A 21987-nucleotide genomic window follows, 5' to 3' on the forward strand; every position below is an offset into this window, starting at 1 on the left:
CGTTTCAGGTGATCAGGCCAGCGCCATATAGACATCTGTCAAAAGCGCCTCTTCGGGCACCTCGGCCGGGTCGTTCAGATACACCTCCCAGCACGGTGCACCCATCGTAAGGCTTTCCTTCTCCATGAAGGCCAGCATCGCTCCATAAGCGTCGCGCAATTTGCTGTAAGAGCCTTTGTGCTGAAAATAGACCGCTTTACCGGCAGGGATCTGGGCAAACTGGATGGCGCTTGAGGCCTCCGTTCCAGGATCCTTTTCGACGGAAAAACCGGCCTGGAAAGTGATCTCATCCGTTGGTGCGGTGTAGTAGACCGCCATGACTTTTCCGGCGCCTTGAATACGGTGTTGCTGCATGAACCCCAGGACGTTGCCGAAGGCTTTGCCCATTTCCGCGCCGATTGCCTGCGGATCCATTGGAGCTGTGCGTTCTTCAAAAAGATACGGAATGTCGTCCGTTTCAACGATCTGGAAATCCGGCATGATCAAGTGCCTTTCTCAAAGGAAAACGTGCAATTTGCACTCAAATTTATCTTTGCGTGTGTCGCCATGATTTTGATCAAGGACGGCCCGGAACAGTCCATTGCTCCAAGTGTCCGGTAGATCGGCAAGAGCAGACAGTCAGCCTGGTGACATGGAGGCGATCCTTCGATGGCAAAACGATCGGGTGCCCAGAAGCACAAGCCAGAGCAAATGCACCCGGCGCGTCTCCCGTTGAGGTCAGGTTTTGTCGACCTTTTTCAAGGTCGTCCGAACAGCAGGAAGCGTCATCAGCATACCAGGGACATTCAGCAATTCCTTGAATGTGCGCCTCAATATTGCAAACCGGCCCGGAGTGTAGGGAGAAGAAATGAACGACTTCAATCCCCAGCCGATGCCGCCAACCTTTGGCAATGCGCCGATCACCTTGGCAAAGCCCTTTCGTACAACGGGCCACCTGTGGTTCTTGAGGGCGTTCAGCAAGCTGATCCGCTCAATATCGCGCTGGAATTCCCGCGTCAGAACCGATGTTGCGCACTTTGTATAAGTCCAGTTGATGTTGATATTCACGTCTTCTTTGGCCACGGCCCGGTGATACCAATAGGGGGGCACGTACAGCAGATCCCCTTCTTCAAGGTCGAATTTACAGTAACGCTTGTTGCGCAGCAGTTTCTCTTCATCCTTCAGAAGCGTGAAATTGGTAAAAGGGTAGCAGGGCAACGGTGTATCTGGCGAGACAAGCACCCATTCTTTGCGTCCTTTGACCTGCACGGTGATCACGTTTTCCGCATTCGTATCATAGTGAAATTCGGTGCGGTTGTGTCTCCGGTTGACCCAGAAGCGCCACGCGATCGAATCACTCATGACCTGATCGGACTGAAGGATGCTCTTCAGGAAGTCAGGTATCACGATGTCGTCTTCAAGCACCGGTTTTCGGCTGACGAAAAAGACGCCTCTGTCCGCCACATCGGGATGGTCATGCAGCGCTGCCCGCAATTGATCGGGTCCCCATTTTTCGCGGGCAGGCCAGGTATTCGCCAGACCTTTGATGAGGACGGGTTGCTCCGGCTCACCATATTTTTCGAGAAATTCCTCAAGATCGGGAATTGTGCTGATGGTTGTAATGGCAAACATGCTGTTTCGCTTGCGCCTGTATCGCGACCAATTCAGGGTTATGCGTGCCGCACCCAAATGCCGGGAGCTCTTCTCGATTATACGTCAGCATTGAAAAAATAAAACAGCTTTATCCAATCGTTATTGTTCGGAAAAATCCGCGCTCCAGCCGGAATCGGCGCGGATTCCCGCCGCGCAGCCTCGTTGGTCCGTGAACCAAACAGGACGGTAGAGCGGACTGCGCACAGTCTTGGACCGGCAGTGTTTGCCGCGAGCAAGCATCATGCTCATCTCCGGAATAGGGTTTCGGAACGTCCGGTCCAGAAATATCTTGAGTGGCTCTTGTATTTTGGAATGTACAGTCCACATTGGGTCCATGACACAGGAAACCACCATCGATAGCGGGTCCAAGAAAGCCGCACAAAGCCCCGGACGGCCACGCGGTTTCGACGAGGCAAAGGCTTTGGAAGCAGCACTTCAGGTGTTCTGGAAACAGGGCTACGAAGCGACATCTCTTGATGATCTGACATCTGCGATGGGCATCAGCCGGTCAAGTTTTTACGGCGCTTTCGGATCAAAACAATCGGTTTTGACCGCTGCGTTGAAAACGTATTCTGACGCCAATCTGGCGCGCCTGAGGGAAATCGCGATCAAGGGCGGCACGGATCCCGTTGGCGCGATGCTTGTGGCACTGACCGGGCTTGAGGCCGGTCAAAAAGGCTGTCTTCTGGTGAACTGCATCACCGAGCTCGCCCCGCACCAAGAAGAGGTTGCGGCGCTTGGACGCCGTCATCTTGAACAGATTGAACGGATTCTGGCCGAGGCGGTAAACCCGCACGACCCGGAAGCTGCGCTGGACAAGGCCAGGGCCTTGTCAGCGCTTACGATTGGCACGCTGGCCATGCGCAAATCCGGTTTTCCGCCGGAGAAAATCGTCAACAGTCTAAAGGAAGCACGCGCGATAATAGCCCCCTCATAACCGCGTTCAGAACCGGAAAGGGTCCGGGAACGTTCGCACCTAAACAACCGCATCTATTTATGGACTGATTGGTCCGAAAATAAGCAAAGTACACCTCACCGACTGGGATCTTAGATATGTCGAGTACCGAAAAACTGTTTCAGCCAATAAAAATTGGAGCAATTGAGCTCAAGAACCGCATCGTGATGGCGCCGCTCACCCGCAACCGGGCACGTGCCGAAGACGATGCGCCCTACGAGATTCATGCAGAGTACTACGGCCAGCGGGCAGGCGCGGGTCTGATCATCACCGAAGCGGCTCAAATCTCGCCGCAAGGTAAGGGCTATGCCTGGACGCCGGGCATCTACTCAACGGCGCAAATTGCGGGCTGGAAGCAGGTGACCGATGCTGTTCACGCCAAGGGCGGCAAGATCGTTCTGCAGCTTTGGCATGTCGGCCGGATTTCACATCCCGTTCTTCAGCCGGGCGGCGCAGCGCCGGTTGCCCCGTCCGCGATTTCGGCCAAGTCCAAGAGCTTTGACGGCGAAAACTTCATCGAGACCACAGAGCCGCGCGCTTTGGAAACGGACGAGATCGCCAGCATTATCGAAGACTACCGCACGGCGGCCGAAAATGCGAAGGCGGCCGGATTTGACGGCGTGGAGATCCATGCCGCGAACGGTTATCTGATCGATCAGTTCATTCGCGACGGCTCGAACACACGCACCGACGCCTATGGCGGGTCGATTGAAAACCGGCTGCGGTTTTTGAAAGAGGTCACCGATGCTGTCACGGGTGTTTGGGGCGCTGACCGTGTCGGCGTGCGCTTGAGCCCGTTCTCAAACGCCAACAACATCGAAGACAGCAATCCGCAGGCAACTTTTGCTCTGGCGGTTGATCTGCTCAACAGCTATGGCCTGGCCTATCTGCATCTTGTGGAAGGACAGACCGGCGGTCCGCGCGATCTGCCGGAGGGTGCGGACTTGCAGGCGCTCTACGCCAGGTTTGGCGGAGCGAAATTGGGCAACAATGGCTATAACCGGGATCTGGCCATTGCGCGTGTCGACAAGGGCGATGTCGATCTCGTGGCCTTTGGTCGGCCCTATATCGCAAATCCCGATCTTGCTGAACGGCTTCAGCGGAATGCGCCGCTGAATGAGCCGGATCAGACAACGTTCTATGGTGGTACGGAAAAAGGCTACACCGACTATCCGTTCCTGAACGAAACACAAGCCGCCTAGCGGCATCTGGCATCAGGCTGCCTGGTCCGTCGTCCCTATCCACACAAAGGCAGCCTGAAAGACGGCCGGTGCGGTTTCCTCTCCCGCACCGGCCGTTTTTGCAATATTGCAGTGCTGGCTTTATGTCGATCTGCGCAAGCTGGCAAACGGCGCCTGGAACATGGTGCGCTCGGGCGTCACCTTGGTGGTCCTGTCATGCATGATCGTGCGGTTGCGCCCCTGACGCTTGGCATCGTAGAGGCATTTGTCGGCTCCCTCCACGGCAAGATCAAAGGGGGTCGCAGCCGGGCAAATCACGACACCGGCGCTGATCGTGGCCTCCACCCGTTTGTCGGAGGCCGTTGCACTTTCAACCAAGAGCCTTTGCGAGATCCGGTGGGAGAGTGCACCGGCCGTGTCCTCGGTCGTGTTTGGCAGGAAGATCGCAAACTCCTCTCCGCCAATGCGTCCGGAAAGGCCGGTGGCTGGAACAGCCTCGCGGCAGATCAGGCCGAGCAGGCGCAAGATGGCGTCGCCCATGGCATGTCCGAATGTGTCATTGACCTTTTTGAAGTGATCAATGTCCAGCAGAACAACAGCATATTGTTTGATTTCGGCGCGTGGATTGGTGAGCGCTTTTTCGACCGCCTCATAAAAGGCTCTGCGGTTTGGCAGCCCGGTCAGCATGTCTTCCATAGCCTGTTCATGGAAGCGGTTCTGGATCCGCTCAATGCACATGGCCGCGATGGCCATCGTGCTGACCACGATCGTCATCAGGATCAGGACAAGGTAGACCGTCGTGACCGTCCCGCCGAATGCCTCCATGAAGTTGGTGTATCGGACAAACGCGTGGTGATTGATAAACAGAAGGAATGCGAACGCCTCAAAGGCGAAGGCGCCGGCCATGACCCGGGCGGTGACCAAGCGCTCTGAGTTGAAGCGGTAACACATCCAAATGACAAACAGCGCCGCGATCGCATGCGAGCCGTTCATGTAGAAAACCCGGTAGTGAACCCCCTCTTGAAAAAAGCTGGTTTGGCACAGGGCAGTCCACACAATGGACAGCCCGAGGGGAACCCAGAAAAACGTGCGTTTGTTGAAGAACACTGAAACGGCGATTGGTCTGAGCCAGACGCCCCACAAGATCAGAATGTTGGAAACAACGATGCTCAGTTCATTCGGAATGGTTCCACGCATGCCGGTGAGTAGAGTGCCTACTGCGATGAACAACATGCCGAATGCCCATAACAGACAGCTCCAGCCGATCTCTCGTGTCCGGTGACGCAGCGAAAACATGAAGAAAATGAGCACAAACGCCCCTGCAAAGGCGGCAATTGTAATGCTGGTATAAAGCGTGGGCGTGTCGAGCTGCATTGGCCGTACATCTTTGGAGGTCGCGAACGCGCGGACATTATCAATAACCGCGTAAACACTTCATTATGAAGCTCGTGCAAATTACCATTGTCTATTATCACCTAAAGAAAAAAACACCGCAACCTTTGGGTAGGGCAAATAAAAATACACCTCGATAATTAAATCGTACCGAAGCGTACGGCTTTTCGCCGAACCGGTCTTTTCATTTGTTCTGAAACCTGCCAAACGGATTTCTGAAACAACATGGTACGGAAAATCCCGTGCGGCGCGGACTGCTTTGTCAGTCCGGGACAAAACAACCGAGGGAGTTTGAAAAATGCCCCCCTATCGTTCCAGAACCTCCACCCATGGCCGCAACATGGCAGGTGCGCGCGGCCTTTGGCGCGCCACCGGCATGACCGACGACGATTTCGGCAAGCCGATCATCGCGATCTCCAACTCCTTCACCCAGTTCGTGCCCGGCCATGTCCACCTGAAGGATCTCGGCCAGCTTGTCGCTAGGGAAGTGGAAAAGGCGGGCGGTGTTGCCAAGGAGTTCAACACCATCGCGGTGGATGACGGCATCGCCATGGGTCATGACGGCATGCTCTATTCGCTGCCCTCGCGCGAGGTGATTTCGGACGCGGTCGAATACATGGTCAACGGCCACTGCGCCGATGCGCTGGTGTGCATTTCCAACTGCGACAAGATCACCCCGGGCATGCTGAACGCCGCCATGCGGCTGAACATTCCGGTCGTGTTCGTCTCCGGCGGGCCCATGGAAGCGGGCAAGGTCGTTCTGGAAAACGGCGTTGCCAAGTCCGTCGATCTGGTCGATGCGATGGTCGCGGCGGCTGACGATTCCATGTCTGACGCAGACGTTCTGGAAATGGAACAGAACGCCTGTCCGACCTGTGGCTCGTGCTCGGGCATGTTCACCGCCAACTCCATGAACTGCCTGACCGAGGCGCTGGGCCTGTCCCTACCGGGCAACGGCTCAACGCTGGCAACGCATAAAGACCGTGAGCGGCTCTTTATTGAGGCCGGGCATCTGATCGTGGATCTGGCCAAGCGCTATTATGAGCAGGGCGATGACAGTGTGCTGCCGCGCAACATCGCCAGTTTCAAGGCGTTTGAAAATGCCATGAGCCTCGACATTTCCATGGGCGGGTCGACCAACACGATCCTGCACCTTCTGGCCGCGTCCTATGAAGGCGAGATCGGCTTCACCATGGACGATATCGACCGGTTGTCGAAACAGGTCCCCGTGCTGTGCAAGGTCGCGCCGGCGGTTGAAAACATTCACATGGAAGACGTGCACCGGGCCGGCGGCATCATGGGCATTTTGGGTGAACTCGACCGGGCAGGGCTGCTCCATTCCGATATTCCGACGGTGCATGCGCCGACCATGAAGGATGCGCTGGCCCGCTGGGACATCGCCCAGACTTCCTCCGAAAGTGTGCACCAGTTCTACAAGGCGGCCCCCGGCGGCGTGCGCACCACCCAGGCCTTCTCCCAGGAGCGCCGCTGGGACGACCTCGACATCGACCGGGAAGCCGGGGTGATCCGCAACGCCGAGCATGCCTATTCCAAGGACGGCGGTCTGGCGGTGCTTTACGGCAACATTGCCGAAGATGGCTGCGTGGTGAAGACCGCGGGTGTCGACGACAGCATCCTGAAGTTCACGGGACCTGCCCGGATCTTCGAGAGCCAGGATTCGGCCGTGTCCGCGATCCTGACCAACAAGGTGAAAGCCGGCGATGTGGTGCTGATCCGCTACGAGGGACCGCGCGGCGGCCCGGGCATGCAGGAAATGCTCTATCCGACCAGCTACCTGAAGTCCAAGGGGCTCGGCAAGGACTGCGCGCTGATCACTGACGGGCGGTTTTCAGGCGGCACCTCTGGACTGTCCATCGGCCACATGTCGCCGGAGGCTGCAGAAGGCGGAGCAATCGCGCTGGTGGAGGAGGGCGACACGATCGTCATCGACATCCCAAACCGTATCCTGAAAGTGGATCTTTCCGACGACGAGCTGGCCAAGCGCCGTGCGGCGATGGAGGCCAAGGGCGCAGAAGCCTGGAAACCTTTGGAAAAGCGCACCCGCAAGGTCTCCAAGGCGCTCAAGGCCTATGCGCGCATGACCACCTCTGCCTCGAAAGGCGCGGTCCGCGAGCTGGACTGAGCTTTCGGTCGAATGACGTCAGTTTAAAGCGGGCCTTCGGGCCCGTTTTTCATTGCGAACTGTGCGCGGCCAGCCAGGCGCTTGGCGGAAGGCCTTTCAGCCGAAGGAATTCCCGGTTGAAATTGGACTTTGTGTTGAAGCCACTGGCGTAGATCGCGTGGGTCACCGGCGTGCCCGCCTGCATCAGTTCGCAGGCGTGCTCGATGCGGTGCCGGTTGATGTAGCGCGGAAGGTTTTCACCGGTCGCCCGGTTGATGCTGGCTGAAAGGGTCTTTTCCGGAACGCTAAGCTGGCGGGACAGCTTGCGCAGCGTCAGATCCGGATCGAGATAGATCTTTGATGTGCGCATGTGGTCTTTGATCCGGTGCATAAGATCCGGGTGTGCCGCAGTGTGCGAAGCGCGGGCTGCCGCCGCCGGGACCGGGTCTTGCGGCAGGGGGCGGCTGACGGTTTCGGACAAGCTTAGCAGACCGACCATCAGCAGGAAGGCAACCGAATAGAGCGAGACGAGCAGGGGGCCGATGCCTTGAGGGCCGTAGGTCACCGCAACGCTGATGATGAGATCGAAAGCAGCCGAGGCCATCATCGCGGCCGCCACGCAGCGCCACAAGAACAGCGCCCGCTCGCTGCCTTCCAGCCGGACGAGCGGCAAATTTTCAGCCCCGTTCCGGGCTTTGAAGAGGATCGCGGTGCCGTAGCCGGCAAACAGCAGCATCAACATGCCGTCCAGAAACAGCGGTGGAAGCCATAGGCAGGCGGCAACCGACGCCGGGGCCAGAAGATGAGCGGCGTCCGGGACCACGCGCAGGGGCCTCACAGAGGTTGCAAGGAACGTCAGATACGCAAAGACGGCAAGCATTGAGGCGGTGACCGGCTGCAACGGTCCAAAAATACGCAGACCATAGTGTTGGTTCAGGGCGATCACCGCGCTTTGGACGGCACACATCGCAACAAATGCGATGACCATCCTGGACGTTTCGCCCAGGACGGCGGCACGGATTGCAAGATAGGCAAGAACAGCGGCGGTAAAGACCGGAACGGGCAGGGCAATCATTCAAAAATCAATAGGCTCGGGGGCTTTGACGGCGGGAGGGTGAAACGGGCAAGAGCTTCGCAAGCTTGTCCGATATCGGGTTTGAGGACGTCCTGAAACCGGATTTAGGACGCGGCAGCCCGCAAGATCAAGCAGCTTGCGACCCGTGATCCATCCACGGGAGTTTCAAGACCATGATTTTTCAAGATGCCGTTCCGACCGCAGCCCTGCGGGCCGTCAAAGGGGCGTGCATAGCCCCGATACTCGCCTGCACTTTGGTCACGTCTGCCTTTGGGGCCGACTTGGCCGGCTATGACCGGTTCGACTTCAAGGCGGATCACCGGGCCGGGCTCGTTCAGGCATCGCTCTGGTATCCTGCCGGTACATCAACCTATGCGGCTCCGGTCGGTGACGGCCCTGTCTTTCAACCGGCCCGCGCCCTGATCGGTGCGGCTATTAAGCCGGGCCATTATCCGCTTGTCGTGCTGTCCCACGGCTCCGGCGGCAACATGGACGGACTGGGCTGGCTGTCCTCCGAGTTGGCCAAGGACGGTGCCATGGTGCTGGCGGTCAATCATCCAGGCAGCACCTCCGGCGACAGTTCGCCCCGCCGCTCTGCCCGGTTTGCGGAGCGGGTGTGGGATTTGTCAGCCGCTTTGGACCACGTTCTGGCAACTCCTGATTTTGTGCAGCATGTCGACCGGGACCGGATCTATGCGCTCGGGTTCTCGCTTGGTGGGACAACGGTTCTTCAAGGCATGGGGCTTGAGTTCCGGGCAAAACGCCTCGGTGATTACTGTGCTGAAAATGCCGAGGCCCCCGGTTGTGATTTTTACGGCAGCGGCGGCGTCGACTTTCGAAAGGCCGACTTTGACCTGACCGACGGCAACTACCGGGATACCCGGTACGCCGGAACCATTGCCGTCGATCCGGGGTTTCCCTTCGGCTTTACGGAGGAGAGCATCGCCTCGATGGACAAGCCGGCACTTTTGATCAATCTGGGCTCTCAGGAGACCATTTGGTGGGCCGTGAATGTCGGGGACAAGGGGGCGCGGCTTGCGGAGAAGCTGCCCAATGCCGAGTTCGTCGAGATCAGTCCCGCAACCCATTTTTCGTTTCTTGCCGAATGCAAGGAGGCCGGACCGCAGATCTTGCGCGCGGAGCAGGATGATCCGGTCTGTGACGAGCCGCAGGGTGTCGATCGTGTCGATGTGCATCGCCGGGCCGTTGATGCCGTCAGCCGTTTTTTGGCACAAGCAGCGCCATGATCAAGCTGTTGTGCAGCGTCTCTTGAACAGCATGTGGCGTCGTGAGCGCCACATGCCGGCATCTTCTGTGCCCCTGCATGCTGTTGGCCGAACCATTGAGCCAAGCTGCACCGGATACTTGCCTATCTTCCGCAGAGGAGTGGTTTCTCCATGGGCTTTTTCCGCCAGAATTATCTTCCTCTGTCCAATAAGACTGTAGCTGCTGATGCTGCGTGACTGCGGATGCGACGAGGTGCAAGGCTATCTCCTCGGACATCCCATGCCGATCGATGGGCTGTGCCGCAAGCTCAAGCCGGATATCCGGCAAATCCTCTCCGGCCAGGACGGGCTTGGCAGTGACGGGGCCTGGCCGCCAGCCGTTTCGGAAGCCTCATCAGCCTAGTATTTGAACCGGGCAAACCCGAAAAGGCTTGCCGATTGGCACCCGGGGACCACATAACCGGCTAAAAGATCACTGCAATTTCTCCAGTCCGGATTTTTTCATGGATTCGCTTACTCAGTTTGTCCTTGGCGCTGCGGTCTCGACAGCCTGCCTCGGTCCCAAAATCGGTGCCCGCAAGGCGGCTGTTCTCGGCGGCCTGCTTGGCACGCTGCCGGATCTCGATGTGTTCTTGCCGTTTGACGACCCGGTCGACTCGTTTGTCTACCACAGGGGCTGGACGCACTCGGTGTTCGTGCACGCACTGGCGGCGCCGGTGATAGGCGAGGGGCTGATGCGCCTTTTCAAAGGGCTTCGGGACCAGCGCTGGCTCACCTATGGCGCGGTTTATCTGGTGCTTGCGACCCACGCAATGATCGATGCCATGACGGTCTACGGCACGCGGATATTCTGGCCCTTTTATCCAGACCCGGTCGGTGTCGGATCTGTGTTCATCATTGACCCGCTCTACACGCTGCCGCTTCTTTGTGCGGTCATTTGGGCTTTGTGCACCAAGACGTTTTCCGCACGGCTCAAGAAAGTGCTCACCGTCGCCTTGGTGTTTTCCACGAGCTACATGGGCGCAAGCGTGCTGGTCCAGCGGTATGTAGAGGGCCAGGCGCGATCCTATTTTGCCGAGGCGGGATCTGACCCGGACAAGGTGTTCGCGATTGCGGCGCCGTTCAACATTCTGGTCTGGAAGGTTATAGGTCTTGAGGACGACAGCTACCGCAACTTTTACTATTCGCTTTTAGGGGGCAACGAGCCGCCGGAGATCTATGCGCACGCCCGCAATCCCGAACTTGTGACGTGTTTGCGCGAGACGCCGGCCTACCGGAAGCTGGATTGGTTCAGCCGCGGCTACAACCGTGTTGAGCTCATCGACGGCAAGATCGTTCTGTCGGATCTGCGTATGGGCCTGACGCCCGGCTATGCCTTCCGCTTCGTGATCGGCGAGACCGATGAATTCGGCATCAAACCGGTTCCGCCTCAGCGCGACCTGTCGTTGCGGCGGGCTGATCCGGAAGACCTTGCCTGGCTCGGCGACCGGTTGCTGGGCATCGCGTCGGTGCGCGCTGCAGAAGCACAAACCGGGAGCTCGGAGGGGCTAAGCGGCGGGCTCGCCTGTTCACTCAGCGCTCGGACGGCGCCTCAGTAGGGAATACCGGTCTTTCTGTAGAGGAAATGCAGCAACCAGGCCGGCCCGATCAAAAGAAACTGGATATCCTTAAAAAAGGACGGCTTTTTGCCCTCGATCTTGTGACCGATGAACTGGCCGATCCAGGCCAGCACGAACACGCCGAGCGCGGTTTGCCAAAGGGGCAATGGCAGACTGTAGGCGGCGTTTAGAGCCGAACAGATCACGCCGATCACCACCATGCCGAAGGCCAGCGGCACGGACAGGGTCAGGTAATAGACAGCCGCAAGCGCGATCACGATCGTTGACCAGTTGACATAAGGGTAGGCCTCGAAAGCGGCCGGTATTGGCACGCTCCACAGCAATGCCGTCACCGTCCAGACGATGACCGGCACACAGATCCAGTGAATGAATTTGTTGATCGCGTTTTGGTGGCTCTCGCCGTATTCATCGAGCAGCACATCGATCCTGCGTGCCCGTGCTCCGTGCGTTGTCTGCGTTGACATTGTTTCCTCCCATGACGTTAAGGGTAGGAAATCGAATATTGATCACATGTTCAAGTCAAAACAATCAGGAATTGCGCAAAATTGCTTGCGTCCGGTCTCTGCTATTGACCGCCAAGCGGCCGCATGTAAGGCGGCCGCTGTGGCTGGGGGTCAGTTCAAACGCGCTTTGATCTCGTCGCCGGTCATGGCAATGACGATCAGATCCGGCTTGATTTTCATGGCTCCGGCAGGCACGTCGATGGTTTTTGCGCCAAACCCCAACACCCCGCCAAATTCGGCGGTGATGCTGGACACCCGGCCGTTTTCATCGGTGTGAACTTCACGCACCTTGCCCACCGTCTCGCCATTCAGGGACACAACCGTTTGGCCTTCCAGCGCTTCGGCGGACACGGTTGCATTTGCCGCCGGATCGGATGCTCCAGGCAGTGTCGATGGAGATGCGTCCACCCCTTTGCGTTCCAAAGGCATCGTGCTGGTTTCGCTTGGAGCAGCCGGGGCAAGTGGATCGCCCTGTAACGGTGTGCTTTGGGCGTCGATCGGCTGGGTTTGGACAGCAACCGGTTGATCCGCCCCTGGGGCAGCCTCAGAGGCGCCGGCGATGGAAGTGACGCTCAAAGCGCCTGCAAGCGTTGCTGCAAACAGTGCGGATGACGATTTCAATGAAGCATTCATGGCTTGGTCTCCTTCAGTTTCAGCAGGTCCGGCAGACGGAACCCGCTTCGACACGCAGGAGAGGAGGATGGGAATGTGGCTCCGCAATGGTTGCTTTAGGGCATTTTCATCGCGCTTGCCACATTCACCAAAAGGGTCCGGAATGTCCGCAAGACTTGCAAATTCATGACGCTGTGTCGTCACAATCCGTGCAGGTTTGCGTCAGGCGTAATCGTTCGGCGTTGCTCCGAGAAACCAGCCGGCAGTTTCAAAAAGTGGAACGAACTCGGCCGGAACCCAAAGCCGGTCCTCCGGATTCGGGATCTGGAAATAGGTTTGCGGATGATACAGAACGCGGTCGTCGCCAGACAGATCGATCACCCAGCGACTCGGCGGCGTGTGGCGCGCCAGATAACGCAGCTCAAACGCTTCGAACAGCAACAGGCTGCCCGGGTTGAAGATACCCAGTTCGGCATCTCTCGCAGCTTTCACCACTTGGCGGGCGGTTCTCAGCTTCGGCGCGCGCGACAGAATCGATTGCGGCGATCCGGCGTCAAACGCTGCATCTACCGGTGAACCTTTGGCGCGGAACGGATCGACATTCGGGAAAATGAAATACGGGGAGGCAAGACCGGAGGCCAGCAGCTGTTCATTGTAACTCGGCTTGCGGTCCGCCGGAGCAACACCTGCCTGATCGAGATGCAGGTAACACAGCAAGCGGCCGTAAAAATCCAGCGCATCATAGGCGAAGGCCGTGAAGAACCGGAAGGCATCCCGGTCATCGCCCTGAGCGGTCAGATCCGACTGGATGAGATCCTCCAGCTTGTCTTCCGCTGCTTCGGCAAGCTCATGATGATTGACCGCGCCGTTGGGGCTGGCTTTGGTGTCGATATAGTCGCACAGCGCATTGCTAAACCCCAGCCGTCCACCGAATTTTTCAGCAAACGGTGTTGCCAGAAGCTCTTGGAAAATCGGGTCATCGGATTTTTTAAAGTCGCCGCTGACCGGGTCCATGAAACTAATTTCCGGTGTGTCGATCCCTAGAAACCGGACCGGAAAATTGGTGTTGGAAGCCACGTTGATCGTGTCGCCGTCATGCACCAGCTGCTTCACACTGCCCCGGGTTTCTCCGTAGAACCCGAGCTGGAAGGAGCCAGCCAAAAATCCGTTGCCGCCTGATGTTCGCCAAATTGTCTTCGCCATAGTGGCCTCCCGCGCTTCAAGTGTCGTCATAGACTGGCAGCAATAACGCGCGGGAATGTGACGCTAGGTGCAATTTTTGGCTGCATTGTCTGGGGATGATTAAATATGTGCAATTACACAAGCCAGATCCTGCAAGCGTTTACGGAACAGCGCTTGCGCGTGTTGAGGACAACCAGCATGGTGTTTGAAGCGCCATGAGCGGCGGGAAAGCAAGATCGAAGGAGAAAACAATGAAAAAGACATGGCTTTCGGTGCCGGTGACTGCCGCAATTCTCGGAGGGGTTTTTGCTCTTTTTTCTTCCTCCCTCGCGAAGGACCCCGATGATGTACCTTATATAGATGACCGCAGCACGCCGGAGGCGTTGATCCAGAGCTATTACAACGCCATCACACGCCGGTCCTATGCGCAGGCCTACAGCTATTTCCACCATCCGGACAAACCGTTTGCCGACTGGCAAAAAGGATACGAGGACACGCTGTCGGTTGAGGTGTTGACCGGGTCGACCGAGCCGGATCCGGGTGCCGGACAGATATACTGGGCACTGCCGGTGGCGATCCAGTCGACCACCAAGGACGGCAAGGTCACGGTTTATGCCGGGTGTTACACGATCCATCTGACCAACCCGGGCATGGACGTTGCTCCGCCCTTCCAGCCGATGCAGATCGAGAGCGGCTCCTTGAGCGTGTCGGACAAGGCCTTCGAGGACGCAGTGCCCAAAGCCTGCAGCCGGTAAACACTGCGGCTACAGGGTCTTTTTAAAGAAGACCGTCTCGGAAACCGGGGTGTCGTAATAAGCCGGGATTTCATAAAATCCATGGCGTTTGTAGAGCCCGATTGCCGGGCGCATGGCGGGCAGGGTGTCCAGCACCATGGCGCTGTAGCCGAGCGCCTGCCCTTCACCAATTACCGCCTCGACCAATGCACCGCCCAGGCCGTGGCCGCGCCCTTCCGGGGCAACGTAAAGCCGTTTCATCTCACACCAGCCCTCTTCGCCGAAGGGCCTGAGCGCGACACAGCCGCAGGGCGGGTTTTCACCGGCGCCGGCAAGAAACAGTTCGCCTGATGGCGGGGCGTATTTGCCGGGCAGACCGGCCAGCTCTTCCTCAAAACCTTGATAGGCAAGATCGATGTTGAGCCAGTCTGCATAGGCGCGGAACAAGCTCCGGATGGCCGACAGGTCTTGAGCGGAGCGGGCCTTGTATAGTGTGACGGTCTGGGCGGCAGGCATCGCGGCTCCGTATGCAACCGGGAAATTGGCAGATGGGCTGTTCCGGGGAGCCTACTTCAGGGCTTCCAACTGTTCCATCATCAATTGCCGGGTTTTCTCAAGCGCCTTCATGGGCCGCAGCATGACCTTGAACTCGGTAATCTGTCCGGCCTCGTTGAACCGCATCATGTCGACACCGTTGACGTAGATGCCATCCAGCTCGGTCTCGAACTCCAGCACGGCGTCTCGGCCTTGTTCGACAATCCGGCGGTAGGAGAATTTGCCCTCTTTCAGCAGCACCTTGTAGGCGCTGTAGAGATACATGAAGGTCAGTTGCTTGCCGGTTTGAGGTGCATGAATGACGGGACTGTAAAACACGCAATCCTCAGCAATCAGCTTGTTCAGGATCGTCCCGATATCCGCGCCGTGCAGCCCGCTGAGCCACAGCTGCAGTTCCTCCGAAAAGCCGGAATAGTCTTGCGTTTCCAACTGTGCGTCCATTTTGTCCTCCCTTGAAACAAAAAGCTGCAGAAGACTATCCTGCAGCTTTTGGTTCGTAAACGGTGTCCTAGGAGCATGCCCGACGGTTTGGTGAACGCATCAGGCGGTCTCCGGCACAACCTTTGCCGCCACAAGTTTGGTCACCACATTTTCGATGATCTTGTGGCCTGCCTCCTGATCCAGCGACATGATGGATTCTGGATGAAACTGGACAGCGGCAATCGCTTCCCTCTCATGTTCGATCGCCATGACCACGCCGTCTTCGGTCTGGGCCGTTACGCGGAAATCGGCCGGGAGGGTTTCACGCTTTGCGTAAAGCGAATGGTAGCGCCCGACAATGACCGGCGCTTCCAGCCCGTCAAACAACAGCGAATTGCCGGAAATCGACACGGGTGAGGGTTTGCCGTGAACCGGTACGTCCAATTGGCCCAGTTCTGCCCCAAAGCTCTCCGAAATGGCCTGAAGGCCGAGGCAAACGCCGAAGATCGGCAGGGCCCGGGCCCGCGCGCGGCCAATCGTGGCCGCACAATCAAAATCCTGCGGGTTGCCCGGGCCGGGAGACAGCACCACCAAATCCGGCGCGACATCGTGGAACACGTGGTCTGCAACGGGTGTGCGGTATGTCACAACCTCCGCACCGGTCTGGCGGAAATAGTTGGCCAGGGTGTGCACGAAGCTGTCTTCATGGTCGACCAGCAGGATCTTCAAGCCCTTGCCGGGCTTGTCGGCCCTGGCAGTGTCGGCGGCTTTCGTGGCAAGGCCAGCCTCGCGCACGGCGGCGCGCATGGCCTCGGCTTTCAGTTCTGTCTCCGCCTCTTCGTCTTCCGGGATGCTGTCATACAGCAGCGTTGCGCCAGCGCGGATCTGGGCAACACCGTCCTTGATGCGCACGGTGCGCAAGGTGAGGCCGGTGTTCATGTCGCCGTTGAACAAAACTGCGCCGATCGCACCGCCGTACCAGGCGCGGGGTGATTTTTCGTTCTGTTCAATGAATTCCATGGCCCAGCGTTTCGGCGCACCGGTCACCGTGACCGCCCAAGTGTGGGAGAGAAATGCGTCCAGCGCATCCATGTCTTCGCGCAAAACTCCTTCCACATGATCGACGGTGTGGATCAGACGGGAATACATCTCGATCTGCCGGCGCCCGATCACCTTGACCGACCCCGGCACGCAGACGCGGCTTTTGTCGTTGCGGTCGACATCCGAGCACATGGTCAGCTCTGCTTCGTCTTTTTCCGAATTCAGCAGCTTACGGATCTGCGCCTCGTCCTCGATCGCGTTCTTGCCGCGGCGGATCGTTCCGGAAATCGGGCAGGTTTCCACCCGCCGTCCGCCGGTCACGCGGACATACATTTCCGGAGACGCGCCGACGAGATATTCGGCATTTCCGAGATTGAAGAAAAAGGAATAGGGCGCCGGGTTAATCTGTTGCAGGCGGCGTGAAACGGCCGAGGGCGGATTGGCGCAGGTCTCGTAGAACATCTGGCCTGGAACCGTCTCGAAAAGGTCGCCGCGCCGGAAATAGTCCTTGGCCTTGTCAACCAGGCGGGCGTATTCGCCCGGTTCATGGTCACCGTGGCCCGGGTCTTCATTTGCCGGATGATAGGGTTTTTTCTCGCCCTCGCGCGGCATGTCGTTGGTGGTCTTGCCATCGACGACAAAGTCATATTCCAGCACATAGGCCCGCTTGCCGTGGTGGTCGACGATCAGGATCTCGTCGGGCAGAAACAGAACGATGTCGCGTTGGTCGGCGGGGCGCTCAAGTTTGAGATCAATCGGTTCGAACTGGAACGCGATGTCATAGCCGAACGCGCCATACAGCCCGAGATGCTCATCGTCGCAGGCAAACAGGTCCTTGAGCGCGCGGACGATGGAAAAGGTGGAGGGCTGGCGGGAGCGCTCTTCTTCCTGAAACGTGCGGTGCGGTTTGCGGACGGTGAGGGTGATCTGGTCGGCAGAGCCTGAGAATGTCTCGACGTCCTCGTGGTCTTTTAGGGCGCGCTTGACTGCAGGGATCAGCAATCTGCCGCGATCATTGAGGGCACGGATCTCGACCCGGCGGTCGGCGGCCTCCATCACCAGCGGTGGATTGACCAGCGCCATGTCCCAGCGGGTGTAGCGTCCCGGATATTCATAGGATGAGGACAGAACCGCCCCACGTTCGCTGTCCAGCCGGTCGATCCAGTCGGACGTTCCGGCTTCATAATCTGACGGGCGGGAGGTGCGCTGGATGGTGATCCCGCTGGTGGTCTGAAAGGTCTGGTCTGCCACTGCCGGCATGTGTCTGGTCCGTCTCGTTTTACCTGGCCGTTCGGCCCGTTGGGCGGCTTCTCAAACACCAAGGCCGCCTGCGGGTGTCCGCGGCGGCCTTTGGTTGTTCAGATCCTGAAACAGAACATCGAGGTTCGTGGCCGCCTTTTCAAGCGTCCCGCCACCGCTTTGCCGTTGTCATGATCGTGTTCATGAAAAAACGCATAGCCGGTTTAATGGGGCTGCGCAACACGGGATTGCAGCTTGCAGGTGGCATGGCGCTGCAAATTGGATTAAGCAGGCGCAGATTCGATCTGTCTTCGGTCTGTCATTGACCTGCGGCATGAATTGCCGGCAGGCAGGCCTCAAGGCATGCCGCAGGAGTTTTCCTTGGAACACTATGACCTTATCGTAATCGGCAGTGGCCCGGCAGGGCGGCGTGCTGCGATCCAGGCGGCAAAGTTCGGCCGCAGCGTTCTGGTGGTTGAAAAGGGACGCCGCGTCGGCGGCGTGTCGGTTCACACCGGCACGATCCCGTCAAAAACCCTGCGCGAAACGGTGCTGAACCTGACGGGCTGGCGCGAGCGCGGGTTCTATGGGCGGTCCTACCGTGTAAAACAGGACATTTGCGCCGAGGATCTCCGGGCCAGGCTGCACATCACCTTGAATCACGAAATCGAGGTTCTGGAAAACCAGTTCGCCCGCAACAAGGTCACCACCATGCGCGGCGAAGCGCGGTTCGTGGACACGCACAAGATCGAGGTGATCGGCGAAAGCGGCGAAATTCATCATTTCAGCGCCGGTCGATTTCTGATCGCCGTCGGCACCAAACCGTTCCGCCCGGACTACGTGCCGTTTGACGGCCGGTACATTCTGGACAGTGACGAAATTCTCGAAATCGCCGAGTTGCCCCGGGCCATCACCGTCATCGGCGCCGGTGTGATCGGGGTTGAATACGCCTCGATCTTTTCCGCACTCGATTGCCATGTCACGCTGGTGGAGCCACGCAACTCCATGCTTGATTTCATCGACAGCGAGCTGGTGGCGGATTTCACCCACCAGCTGCGGGACCGCGGCATTGCCTTGCGGTTCGGCTCCAAGGTCGAAAGGATCGAAAAGCACGGCCCTGGCCAATGCGAGGTGCTCCTGGAGGGCGGGCGCAGGGTGCGCTCCGATGTCATCCTGTTTGCTGCCGGACGCATGGGCTCGACCACGGCGCTCAATCTGGATGCCTGCAATCTGGAGACCGATCACCGCGGCCGTTTGAAAGTCGATCCGATGACCTTCCAGACCTCCGTGCCGCATATTTATGCGGCCGGCGATGTCATCGGCTTTCCAAGCCTTGCCTCCACTTCGATGGAGCAGGGGCGCATCGCCGCCTGTCAGGCGCTTGGGGAAACGGCCTATGATCCGCCCGAGTACTTTCCCTATGGCATTTACGCCGTGCCGGAGATTTCAACCGTTGGCATGACCGAAGAAGAGGTGAAGGACCGCGGCATTCCCTATGAATGCGGCGTGGCACGGTTCCGGGAGACGTCCCGCGGGCACATCATGGGACTGGAAACCGGTCTTCTGAAGATGATTTTTTCGCTGAAAACCCGTCGGCTGCTTGGATGTCATATTGTGGGAGAAGGGGCGACGGAGCTGGTGCATATCGGCCAGGCGGTTCTGAACCTCAAAGGAACGCTTGAATACTTCGTCGAGAACACTTTCAATTATCCAACTCTTGCCGAAGCCTACAAGATCGCAGCGCTCGACGCCTGGAACCGCATGCCGCCTTTGGAGCGGTAAGGGGTATGATCGGCGCATGTGTGCAAAGCCTTCAACTTGGCTGACCGTGGGAAATCTTGACCATTTGAACAAAAATATACTGGACCCTGCAAAGTTTGCGAATGGCGGAGTATCGGTGTCCTTGATACGCCTTTCGGGAAGACAAGCTGCAAGACAGGGTTCAGCTGCATATGAATTTTGGAATGCCAATAGGGGCGATGATCGCTGCTATGCTCACGATTGCCCCGTTTGGAGCGGAGGTTGAGGCCCGCGATTTGGTGTTCGCAGCCGATGAGTGGTGCCCGGTAAACTGCGAACCCGGCTCGGAAAATCCCGGCTATATGGTCGAAATCACCCGCGCTGTGTTTGAGCCGCTTGGATATACGGTCACCTATGAGACCATCAACTGGTCGCGCGCATTGCTCTACGCCCGTCAGGGCCGGTATGACGGTGTGTTTGCCGGAACACCGGACGAGGCACCCGGGTTCGTGTTTCCTGAAGAACCGCAGGGGCGGTACATCATTGGCCTGTTCGCGCGGGCCGGTGATCCCTGGACGTATGAGGGGGCGCAGTCACTTTCCGGCAAAGTCGTCGGCATGGTCCAGGATTACAGTTACGGTGCGGAAATCGAATCCCAGATCGAAGAGCATGCGATCAAATCATACTCCGGCGGCGACACGCCTGTCAGGCTCAATATCCGCAAGCTCATGGCCGGCAGAATTGATCTTGTCGTCGAAGACGTCAATTCGTTCCGGGCAACTGCGCAGCAGCTTGGTGTCGAACAGGACACGAAACTGGAAGAGACCTTCTTGGAGGATGATCTCTTTCTGGCGCTGTCTCCGGCAAAGGAAGATTCACGCGAACTGGCGGATCACCTGGATGCGGGCATCCGGAGACTGCGCGACAGTGGCGAACTGGACCGTATCATGCGCAAATACGGTCTGCGGGATTGGAACGCTGCAGTTCAGTAGCAGACAAGGAAAATCCCACGACCTCCGGCGCCGTTTTTTGATGCAGCCGCGTTCATGAAGTGCTCCGCGCCCGGTGTCAAACAAACGCGCGGCACTACCGAGCTGCTTGCCAGTCTTCTAGGCCGTATTTTGAAAGAATGGCGTGCAGCTCTCCAGTCTCGCGCAGGCGTTCAAGGCCGGTGTCCAGCGCGCGCGAGACGGGCAGAGTCCTTGCTGTGAGGCGAGAAGGCAATGAAGATATCCTCGCGCGAGAACACATGCGCAAGCCTGAAGTGGTCGGCAACTCCAAGACTGGCAGTGGCATGGCGGAAAATTCCGACGTCCTCGACCACAATGTCAAGCCGGCCCGCCTGAAGCTTGCGGATGTTGATGTTCAACGGGTGATCTCCGCCGGCATATGACGGGATGGCAAGGGTGGAGATCAGTCCTTGCAGATCTTCACCATAGGCATAGTCCAGAATAAGACCGATATGGCGGCCTTTGAGAGACTGTGGCCCATCAAACTGCCAGTTTGAATTGCGCCTGACAAACAGTCCAACCTGGGTTTCGCCCTGCGGGTTTTCCGGAAAAACGAAGTCTGGGGCATCTTCCCGAAGAGCACCTAAGACGGCGTCAAATTCACCGGTCCGGGCGTATAACAGCGCGCGGGCCCAATTGATTGTCTGATAGTTCACCGTATAGCCGAGTGGTTCGAAGATCCGCTGAGCAATTTCGACCATGTAACCGGGGCGCGACGACCCCGGTTCGCAGTTTGCCGGGCACCACCTGTCTGCCGCCAGCGGCAGCTGCCGTTCTTGCGACCAAACCTGAGCTGGGCTGCATACCGTCAGCATAACCAGCCAAAAAGGTAATGCGGTTCATGGGGGCATGCGTCGAGCGATGATCCGTGCACATAGGCCGCCATCCGGGTGATGGTTGCATCCGGATGGGTTTTTTGACAAGTCCCGGCTCTGCTCGTCAGAGCGACAGAATATCTACGAGCCCTGATCCCAGTCCTTGAGGCCGTATTTGCCGAGGATTTCGTTTAGCTTTCCGCTTGCGCGCAGCTCGGCCATGCCTGCGTCCAGTTGTGCTGCGAGTTCTTTTGAGTGGTCCTTCGCGGGCGACAGCGCGATGTAAATCGGGCCGCTGTCGTCAGTGTGCACAAGACGCACCTTGTCACCGGCACCAAGTTCGTTGGCGGCGTACATGAACACGCTGGCATCTTCTAAAACGACGTCGAGGCGGCCCGCCAGAAGCTTCTTGATATTGGTCGTCAGCGGATCAGCGCCGCCGGAATACTCAGGCTTTGCATGCGCATCAATGTTGGCCTGGATCTCGTCGCCATAGGCATAGTCTCTGATCAGGCCAATGGTCTTGCCGGACAGATCCTCCGGCTTTTAATAGGTCCAGTCGTCGTCAGCCCGCACGAAATAGGCGTTGCCGGACACGGGCTGTGCCAGTTCCGGGAACACGAAGTCTTCCGCGTCCCCTCGCGTTGCCCCGAAGACCGCATCGTATTTACCTTCACGTGTCTCAACCAGCGCGCGCGACCAGTTGACGGTCTCATAGGTCACAGTGTGGCCGAGCGGTTCGAAGACTTCGCGGGCGATCTCAACCATGACCCCCGGCCGGTCGCTGCCGGGTTCGCAGTTGAAGGGACACCACGGATCTGCCGCGATGACGATATCGGCGGCCTGGGATGGTGTGGCCGCTGCCATGAACCCCGCCATCACCGCAGCGCAGGCAACAGAATTCAGTTTGAACAATTGCATTGGTACGCTCCTG

General features: G+C 58.2%; 23 protein-coding genes. 9 read left to right on the top strand and 14 right to left on the bottom strand.

Annotated elements, in window-relative coordinates; genetic code table 11:
* Positions 1-12 precede the first annotated feature (12 nt).
* From JM93_RS08060 to JM93_RS21945, 3 genes are all read right to left on the bottom strand, one after another.
* A complete protein-coding gene (locus tag JM93_RS08060; RefSeq protein WP_145342095.1) occupies positions 13-480 on the bottom strand; it encodes a GyrI-like domain-containing protein in 468 nt (155 codons plus the stop codon).
* Positions 481-717: 237 nt separating this feature from the next.
* The gene (locus JM93_RS08065) at positions 718-1611 is read right to left on the bottom strand and encodes a cupin-like domain-containing protein (protein ID WP_145342097.1); all 894 of its coding nucleotides are present in this window, start codon (positions 1609-1611) and stop codon (positions 718-720) included.
* Positions 1612-1731: 120 nt separating this feature from the next.
* Entirely contained in the window at positions 1732-1875 is a 144-nt protein-coding gene (locus tag JM93_RS21945) for a hypothetical protein (protein ID WP_208995028.1), read from the bottom strand.
* Positions 1876-1966: 91 nt separating this feature from the next.
* On the opposite strand from JM93_RS21945, the gene JM93_RS08070 reads away from it, so the two are divergent.
* Entirely contained in the window at positions 1967-2569 is a 603-nt protein-coding gene (locus JM93_RS08070; protein WP_145342099.1) for a TetR/AcrR family transcriptional regulator, read from the top strand.
* 116 nt (positions 2570-2685) lie between these two features.
* A complete protein-coding gene (locus tag JM93_RS08075; protein ID WP_145342101.1) occupies positions 2686-3789 on the top strand; it encodes an alkene reductase in 1104 nt (367 codons plus the stop codon).
* 120 nt (positions 3790-3909) lie between these two features.
* Here the strand turns inward: JM93_RS08075 and JM93_RS08080 are convergent, their stop codons facing one another.
* Complete coding sequence (locus JM93_RS08080) at positions 3910-5142, bottom strand: GGDEF domain-containing protein (RefSeq protein ID WP_145342103.1); 1233 nt, start codon at positions 5140-5142, stop codon at positions 3910-3912.
* A gap of 316 nt (positions 5143-5458) precedes the next feature.
* On the opposite strand from JM93_RS08080, the gene ilvD reads away from it, so the two are divergent.
* Positions 5459-7303 (top strand): dihydroxy-acid dehydratase, encoded by a 1845-nt coding sequence (gene ilvD / locus JM93_RS08085; RefSeq protein WP_145342105.1) that lies wholly within the window; start codon positions 5459-5461, stop codon positions 7301-7303.
* Between the two features lie 49 nt (positions 7304-7352).
* Here the strand turns inward: ilvD and JM93_RS08090 are convergent, their stop codons facing one another.
* Complete coding sequence (locus JM93_RS08090; protein ID WP_145342108.1) at positions 7353-8357, bottom strand: AraC family transcriptional regulator; 1005 nt, start codon at positions 8355-8357, stop codon at positions 7353-7355.
* A gap of 173 nt (positions 8358-8530) precedes the next feature.
* Between JM93_RS08090 and JM93_RS08095 the strand changes: the two genes are divergently transcribed.
* From JM93_RS08095 to JM93_RS08100, 3 genes are all read left to right on the top strand, one after another.
* Complete coding sequence (locus JM93_RS08095; protein WP_145342110.1) at positions 8531-9604, top strand: alpha/beta hydrolase family protein; 1074 nt, start codon at positions 8531-8533, stop codon at positions 9602-9604.
* 232 nt (positions 9605-9836) lie between these two features.
* Positions 9837-9986, top strand: a complete 150-nt coding sequence (locus JM93_RS21700; RefSeq protein ID WP_155213836.1) for a hypothetical protein — start codon at positions 9837-9839, stop codon at positions 9984-9986.
* Between the two features lie 100 nt (positions 9987-10086).
* Positions 10087-11181, top strand: a complete 1095-nt coding sequence (locus JM93_RS08100) for a metal-dependent hydrolase (protein WP_145342112.1) — start codon at positions 10087-10089, stop codon at positions 11179-11181.
* On the opposite strand, the gene JM93_RS08105 is transcribed toward JM93_RS08100, so the two are convergent.
* From JM93_RS08105 to JM93_RS08115, 3 genes are all read right to left on the bottom strand, one after another.
* A complete protein-coding gene (locus JM93_RS08105; protein WP_145342114.1) occupies positions 11175-11666 on the bottom strand; it encodes an Mpo1 family 2-hydroxy fatty acid dioxygenase in 492 nt (163 codons plus the stop codon). The genes JM93_RS08100 and JM93_RS08105 overlap by 7 nt on opposite strands.
* Positions 11667-11816: 150 nt before the next feature.
* Positions 11817-12338, bottom strand: coding sequence for a PRC-barrel domain-containing protein (locus tag JM93_RS08110; protein ID WP_145342116.1), 522 nt, complete (start codon positions 12336-12338; stop codon positions 11817-11819).
* A gap of 201 nt (positions 12339-12539) precedes the next feature.
* Positions 12540-13520: a thermonuclease family protein gene (locus JM93_RS08115; protein ID WP_145342118.1), complete on the bottom strand. Its 981-nt coding sequence runs from the start codon at positions 13518-13520 to the stop codon at positions 12540-12542.
* Positions 13521-13750: 230 nt separating this feature from the next.
* Here JM93_RS08115 and JM93_RS08120 point away from each other — a divergent pair, with 230 nt between their 5' ends.
* Entirely contained in the window at positions 13751-14254 is a 504-nt protein-coding gene (locus tag JM93_RS08120) for a hypothetical protein (RefSeq protein WP_145342120.1), read from the top strand.
* Between the two features lie 9 nt (positions 14255-14263).
* Here the strand turns inward: JM93_RS08120 and JM93_RS08125 are convergent, their stop codons facing one another.
* From JM93_RS08125 to JM93_RS08135, 3 genes are all read right to left on the bottom strand, one after another.
* The gene (locus tag JM93_RS08125; RefSeq protein WP_145342122.1) at positions 14264-14749 is read right to left on the bottom strand and encodes a GNAT family N-acetyltransferase; all 486 of its coding nucleotides are present in this window, start codon (positions 14747-14749) and stop codon (positions 14264-14266) included.
* A gap of 51 nt (positions 14750-14800) precedes the next feature.
* Positions 14801-15229 (bottom strand): nuclear transport factor 2-like protein, encoded by a 429-nt coding sequence (locus tag JM93_RS08130; RefSeq protein ID WP_145342124.1) that lies wholly within the window; start codon positions 15227-15229, stop codon positions 14801-14803.
* A 99-nt stretch (positions 15230-15328) separates the two neighbouring features.
* Positions 15329-17509, bottom strand: a complete 2181-nt coding sequence (locus JM93_RS08135; protein ID WP_145342125.1) for an anthranilate synthase component I — start codon at positions 17507-17509, stop codon at positions 15329-15331.
* Between the two features lie 360 nt (positions 17510-17869).
* On the opposite strand from JM93_RS08135, the gene sthA reads away from it, so the two are divergent.
* Both sthA and JM93_RS08145 read left to right on the top strand, forming a co-directional pair.
* Positions 17870-19270: a Si-specific NAD(P)(+) transhydrogenase gene (gene sthA / locus JM93_RS08140; protein WP_145342128.1), complete on the top strand. Its 1401-nt coding sequence runs from the start codon at positions 17870-17872 to the stop codon at positions 19268-19270.
* 182 nt (positions 19271-19452) lie between these two features.
* A complete protein-coding gene (locus JM93_RS08145) occupies positions 19453-20220 on the top strand; it encodes a substrate-binding periplasmic protein (protein ID WP_170230585.1) in 768 nt (255 codons plus the stop codon).
* Positions 20221-20390: 170 nt separating this feature from the next.
* On the opposite strand, the gene JM93_RS08150 is transcribed toward JM93_RS08145, so the two are convergent.
* The 3 genes from JM93_RS08150 to JM93_RS22390 all read right to left on the bottom strand — a co-directional run bounded on the left by JM93_RS08150 (position 20391) and on the right by JM93_RS22390 (position 21974).
* A complete protein-coding gene (locus JM93_RS08150) occupies positions 20391-20939 on the bottom strand; it encodes a substrate-binding periplasmic protein (protein ID WP_170230587.1) in 549 nt (182 codons plus the stop codon).
* Positions 20940-21194: 255 nt separating this feature from the next.
* The gene (locus tag JM93_RS22385; RefSeq protein ID WP_155197477.1) at positions 21195-21410 is read right to left on the bottom strand and encodes a type 2 periplasmic-binding domain-containing protein; all 216 of its coding nucleotides are present in this window, start codon (positions 21408-21410) and stop codon (positions 21195-21197) included.
* A 189-nt stretch (positions 21411-21599) separates the two neighbouring features.
* Positions 21600-21974, bottom strand: a complete 375-nt coding sequence (locus tag JM93_RS22390) for a transporter substrate-binding domain-containing protein (RefSeq protein ID WP_145342136.1) — start codon at positions 21972-21974, stop codon at positions 21600-21602.
* Positions 21975-21987 lie beyond the last annotated feature (13 nt).

The sequence above is a fragment of the Roseibium hamelinense genome, assembly GCF_007830545.1.
In the GTDB taxonomy this organism is placed as follows: domain Bacteria; phylum Pseudomonadota; class Alphaproteobacteria; order Rhizobiales; family Stappiaceae; genus Roseibium; species Roseibium hamelinense.

What these genes read in the sequence shown, in the direction of transcription:
- JM93_RS08060 (WP_145342095.1), bottom strand. Translation starts at nt 480, where the DNA reads ATGCCGGATTTCCAGATCGTTGAAACGGACGACATTCCGTATCTTTTT.
- JM93_RS08065 (WP_145342097.1), bottom strand. Translation starts at nt 1,611, where the DNA reads ATGTTTGCCATTACAACCATCAGCACAATTCCCGATCTTGAGGAATTT.
- JM93_RS21945 (WP_208995028.1), bottom strand. Translation starts at nt 1,875, where the DNA reads ATGATGCTTGCTCGCGGCAAACACTGCCGGTCCAAGACTGTGCGCAGT.
- JM93_RS08070 (WP_145342099.1), top strand. Translation starts at nt 1,967, where the DNA reads ATGACACAGGAAACCACCATCGATAGCGGGTCCAAGAAAGCCGCACAA.
- JM93_RS08075 (WP_145342101.1), top strand. Translation starts at nt 2,686, where the DNA reads ATGTCGAGTACCGAAAAACTGTTTCAGCCAATAAAAATTGGAGCAATT.
- JM93_RS08080 (WP_145342103.1), bottom strand. Translation starts at nt 5,142, where the DNA reads ATGCAGCTCGACACGCCCACGCTTTATACCAGCATTACAATTGCCGCC.
- ilvD (WP_145342105.1), top strand. Translation starts at nt 5,459, where the DNA reads ATGCCCCCCTATCGTTCCAGAACCTCCACCCATGGCCGCAACATGGCA.
- JM93_RS08090 (WP_145342108.1), bottom strand. Translation starts at nt 8,357, where the DNA reads ATGATTGCCCTGCCCGTTCCGGTCTTTACCGCCGCTGTTCTTGCCTAT.
- JM93_RS08095 (WP_145342110.1), top strand. Translation starts at nt 8,531, where the DNA reads ATGATTTTTCAAGATGCCGTTCCGACCGCAGCCCTGCGGGCCGTCAAA.
- JM93_RS08100 (WP_145342112.1), top strand. Translation starts at nt 10,087, where the DNA reads ATGGATTCGCTTACTCAGTTTGTCCTTGGCGCTGCGGTCTCGACAGCC.
- JM93_RS08105 (WP_145342114.1), bottom strand. Translation starts at nt 11,666, where the DNA reads ATGTCAACGCAGACAACGCACGGAGCACGGGCACGCAGGATCGATGTG.
- JM93_RS08110 (WP_145342116.1), bottom strand. Translation starts at nt 12,338, where the DNA reads ATGAATGCTTCATTGAAATCGTCATCCGCACTGTTTGCAGCAACGCTT.
- JM93_RS08115 (WP_145342118.1), bottom strand. Translation starts at nt 13,520, where the DNA reads ATGGCGAAGACAATTTGGCGAACATCAGGCGGCAACGGATTTTTGGCT.
- JM93_RS08120 (WP_145342120.1), top strand. Translation starts at nt 13,751, where the DNA reads ATGAAAAAGACATGGCTTTCGGTGCCGGTGACTGCCGCAATTCTCGGA.
- JM93_RS08125 (WP_145342122.1), bottom strand. Translation starts at nt 14,749, where the DNA reads ATGCCTGCCGCCCAGACCGTCACACTATACAAGGCCCGCTCCGCTCAA.
- JM93_RS08130 (WP_145342124.1), bottom strand. Translation starts at nt 15,229, where the DNA reads ATGGACGCACAGTTGGAAACGCAAGACTATTCCGGCTTTTCGGAGGAA.
- JM93_RS08135 (WP_145342125.1), bottom strand. Translation starts at nt 17,509, where the DNA reads ATGCCGGCAGTGGCAGACCAGACCTTTCAGACCACCAGCGGGATCACC.
- JM93_RS08145 (WP_170230585.1), top strand. Translation starts at nt 19,453, where the DNA reads ATGCCAATAGGGGCGATGATCGCTGCTATGCTCACGATTGCCCCGTTT.
- JM93_RS08150 (WP_170230587.1), bottom strand. Translation starts at nt 20,939, where the DNA reads ATGGTCGAAATTGCTCAGCGGATCTTCGAACCACTCGGCTATACGGTG.
- JM93_RS22385 (WP_155197477.1), bottom strand. Translation starts at nt 21,410, where the DNA reads ATGTACGCCGCCAACGAACTTGGTGCCGGTGACAAGGTGCGTCTTGTG.
- JM93_RS22390 (WP_145342136.1), bottom strand. Translation starts at nt 21,974, where the DNA reads ATGCAATTGTTCAAACTGAATTCTGTTGCCTGCGCTGCGGTGATGGCG.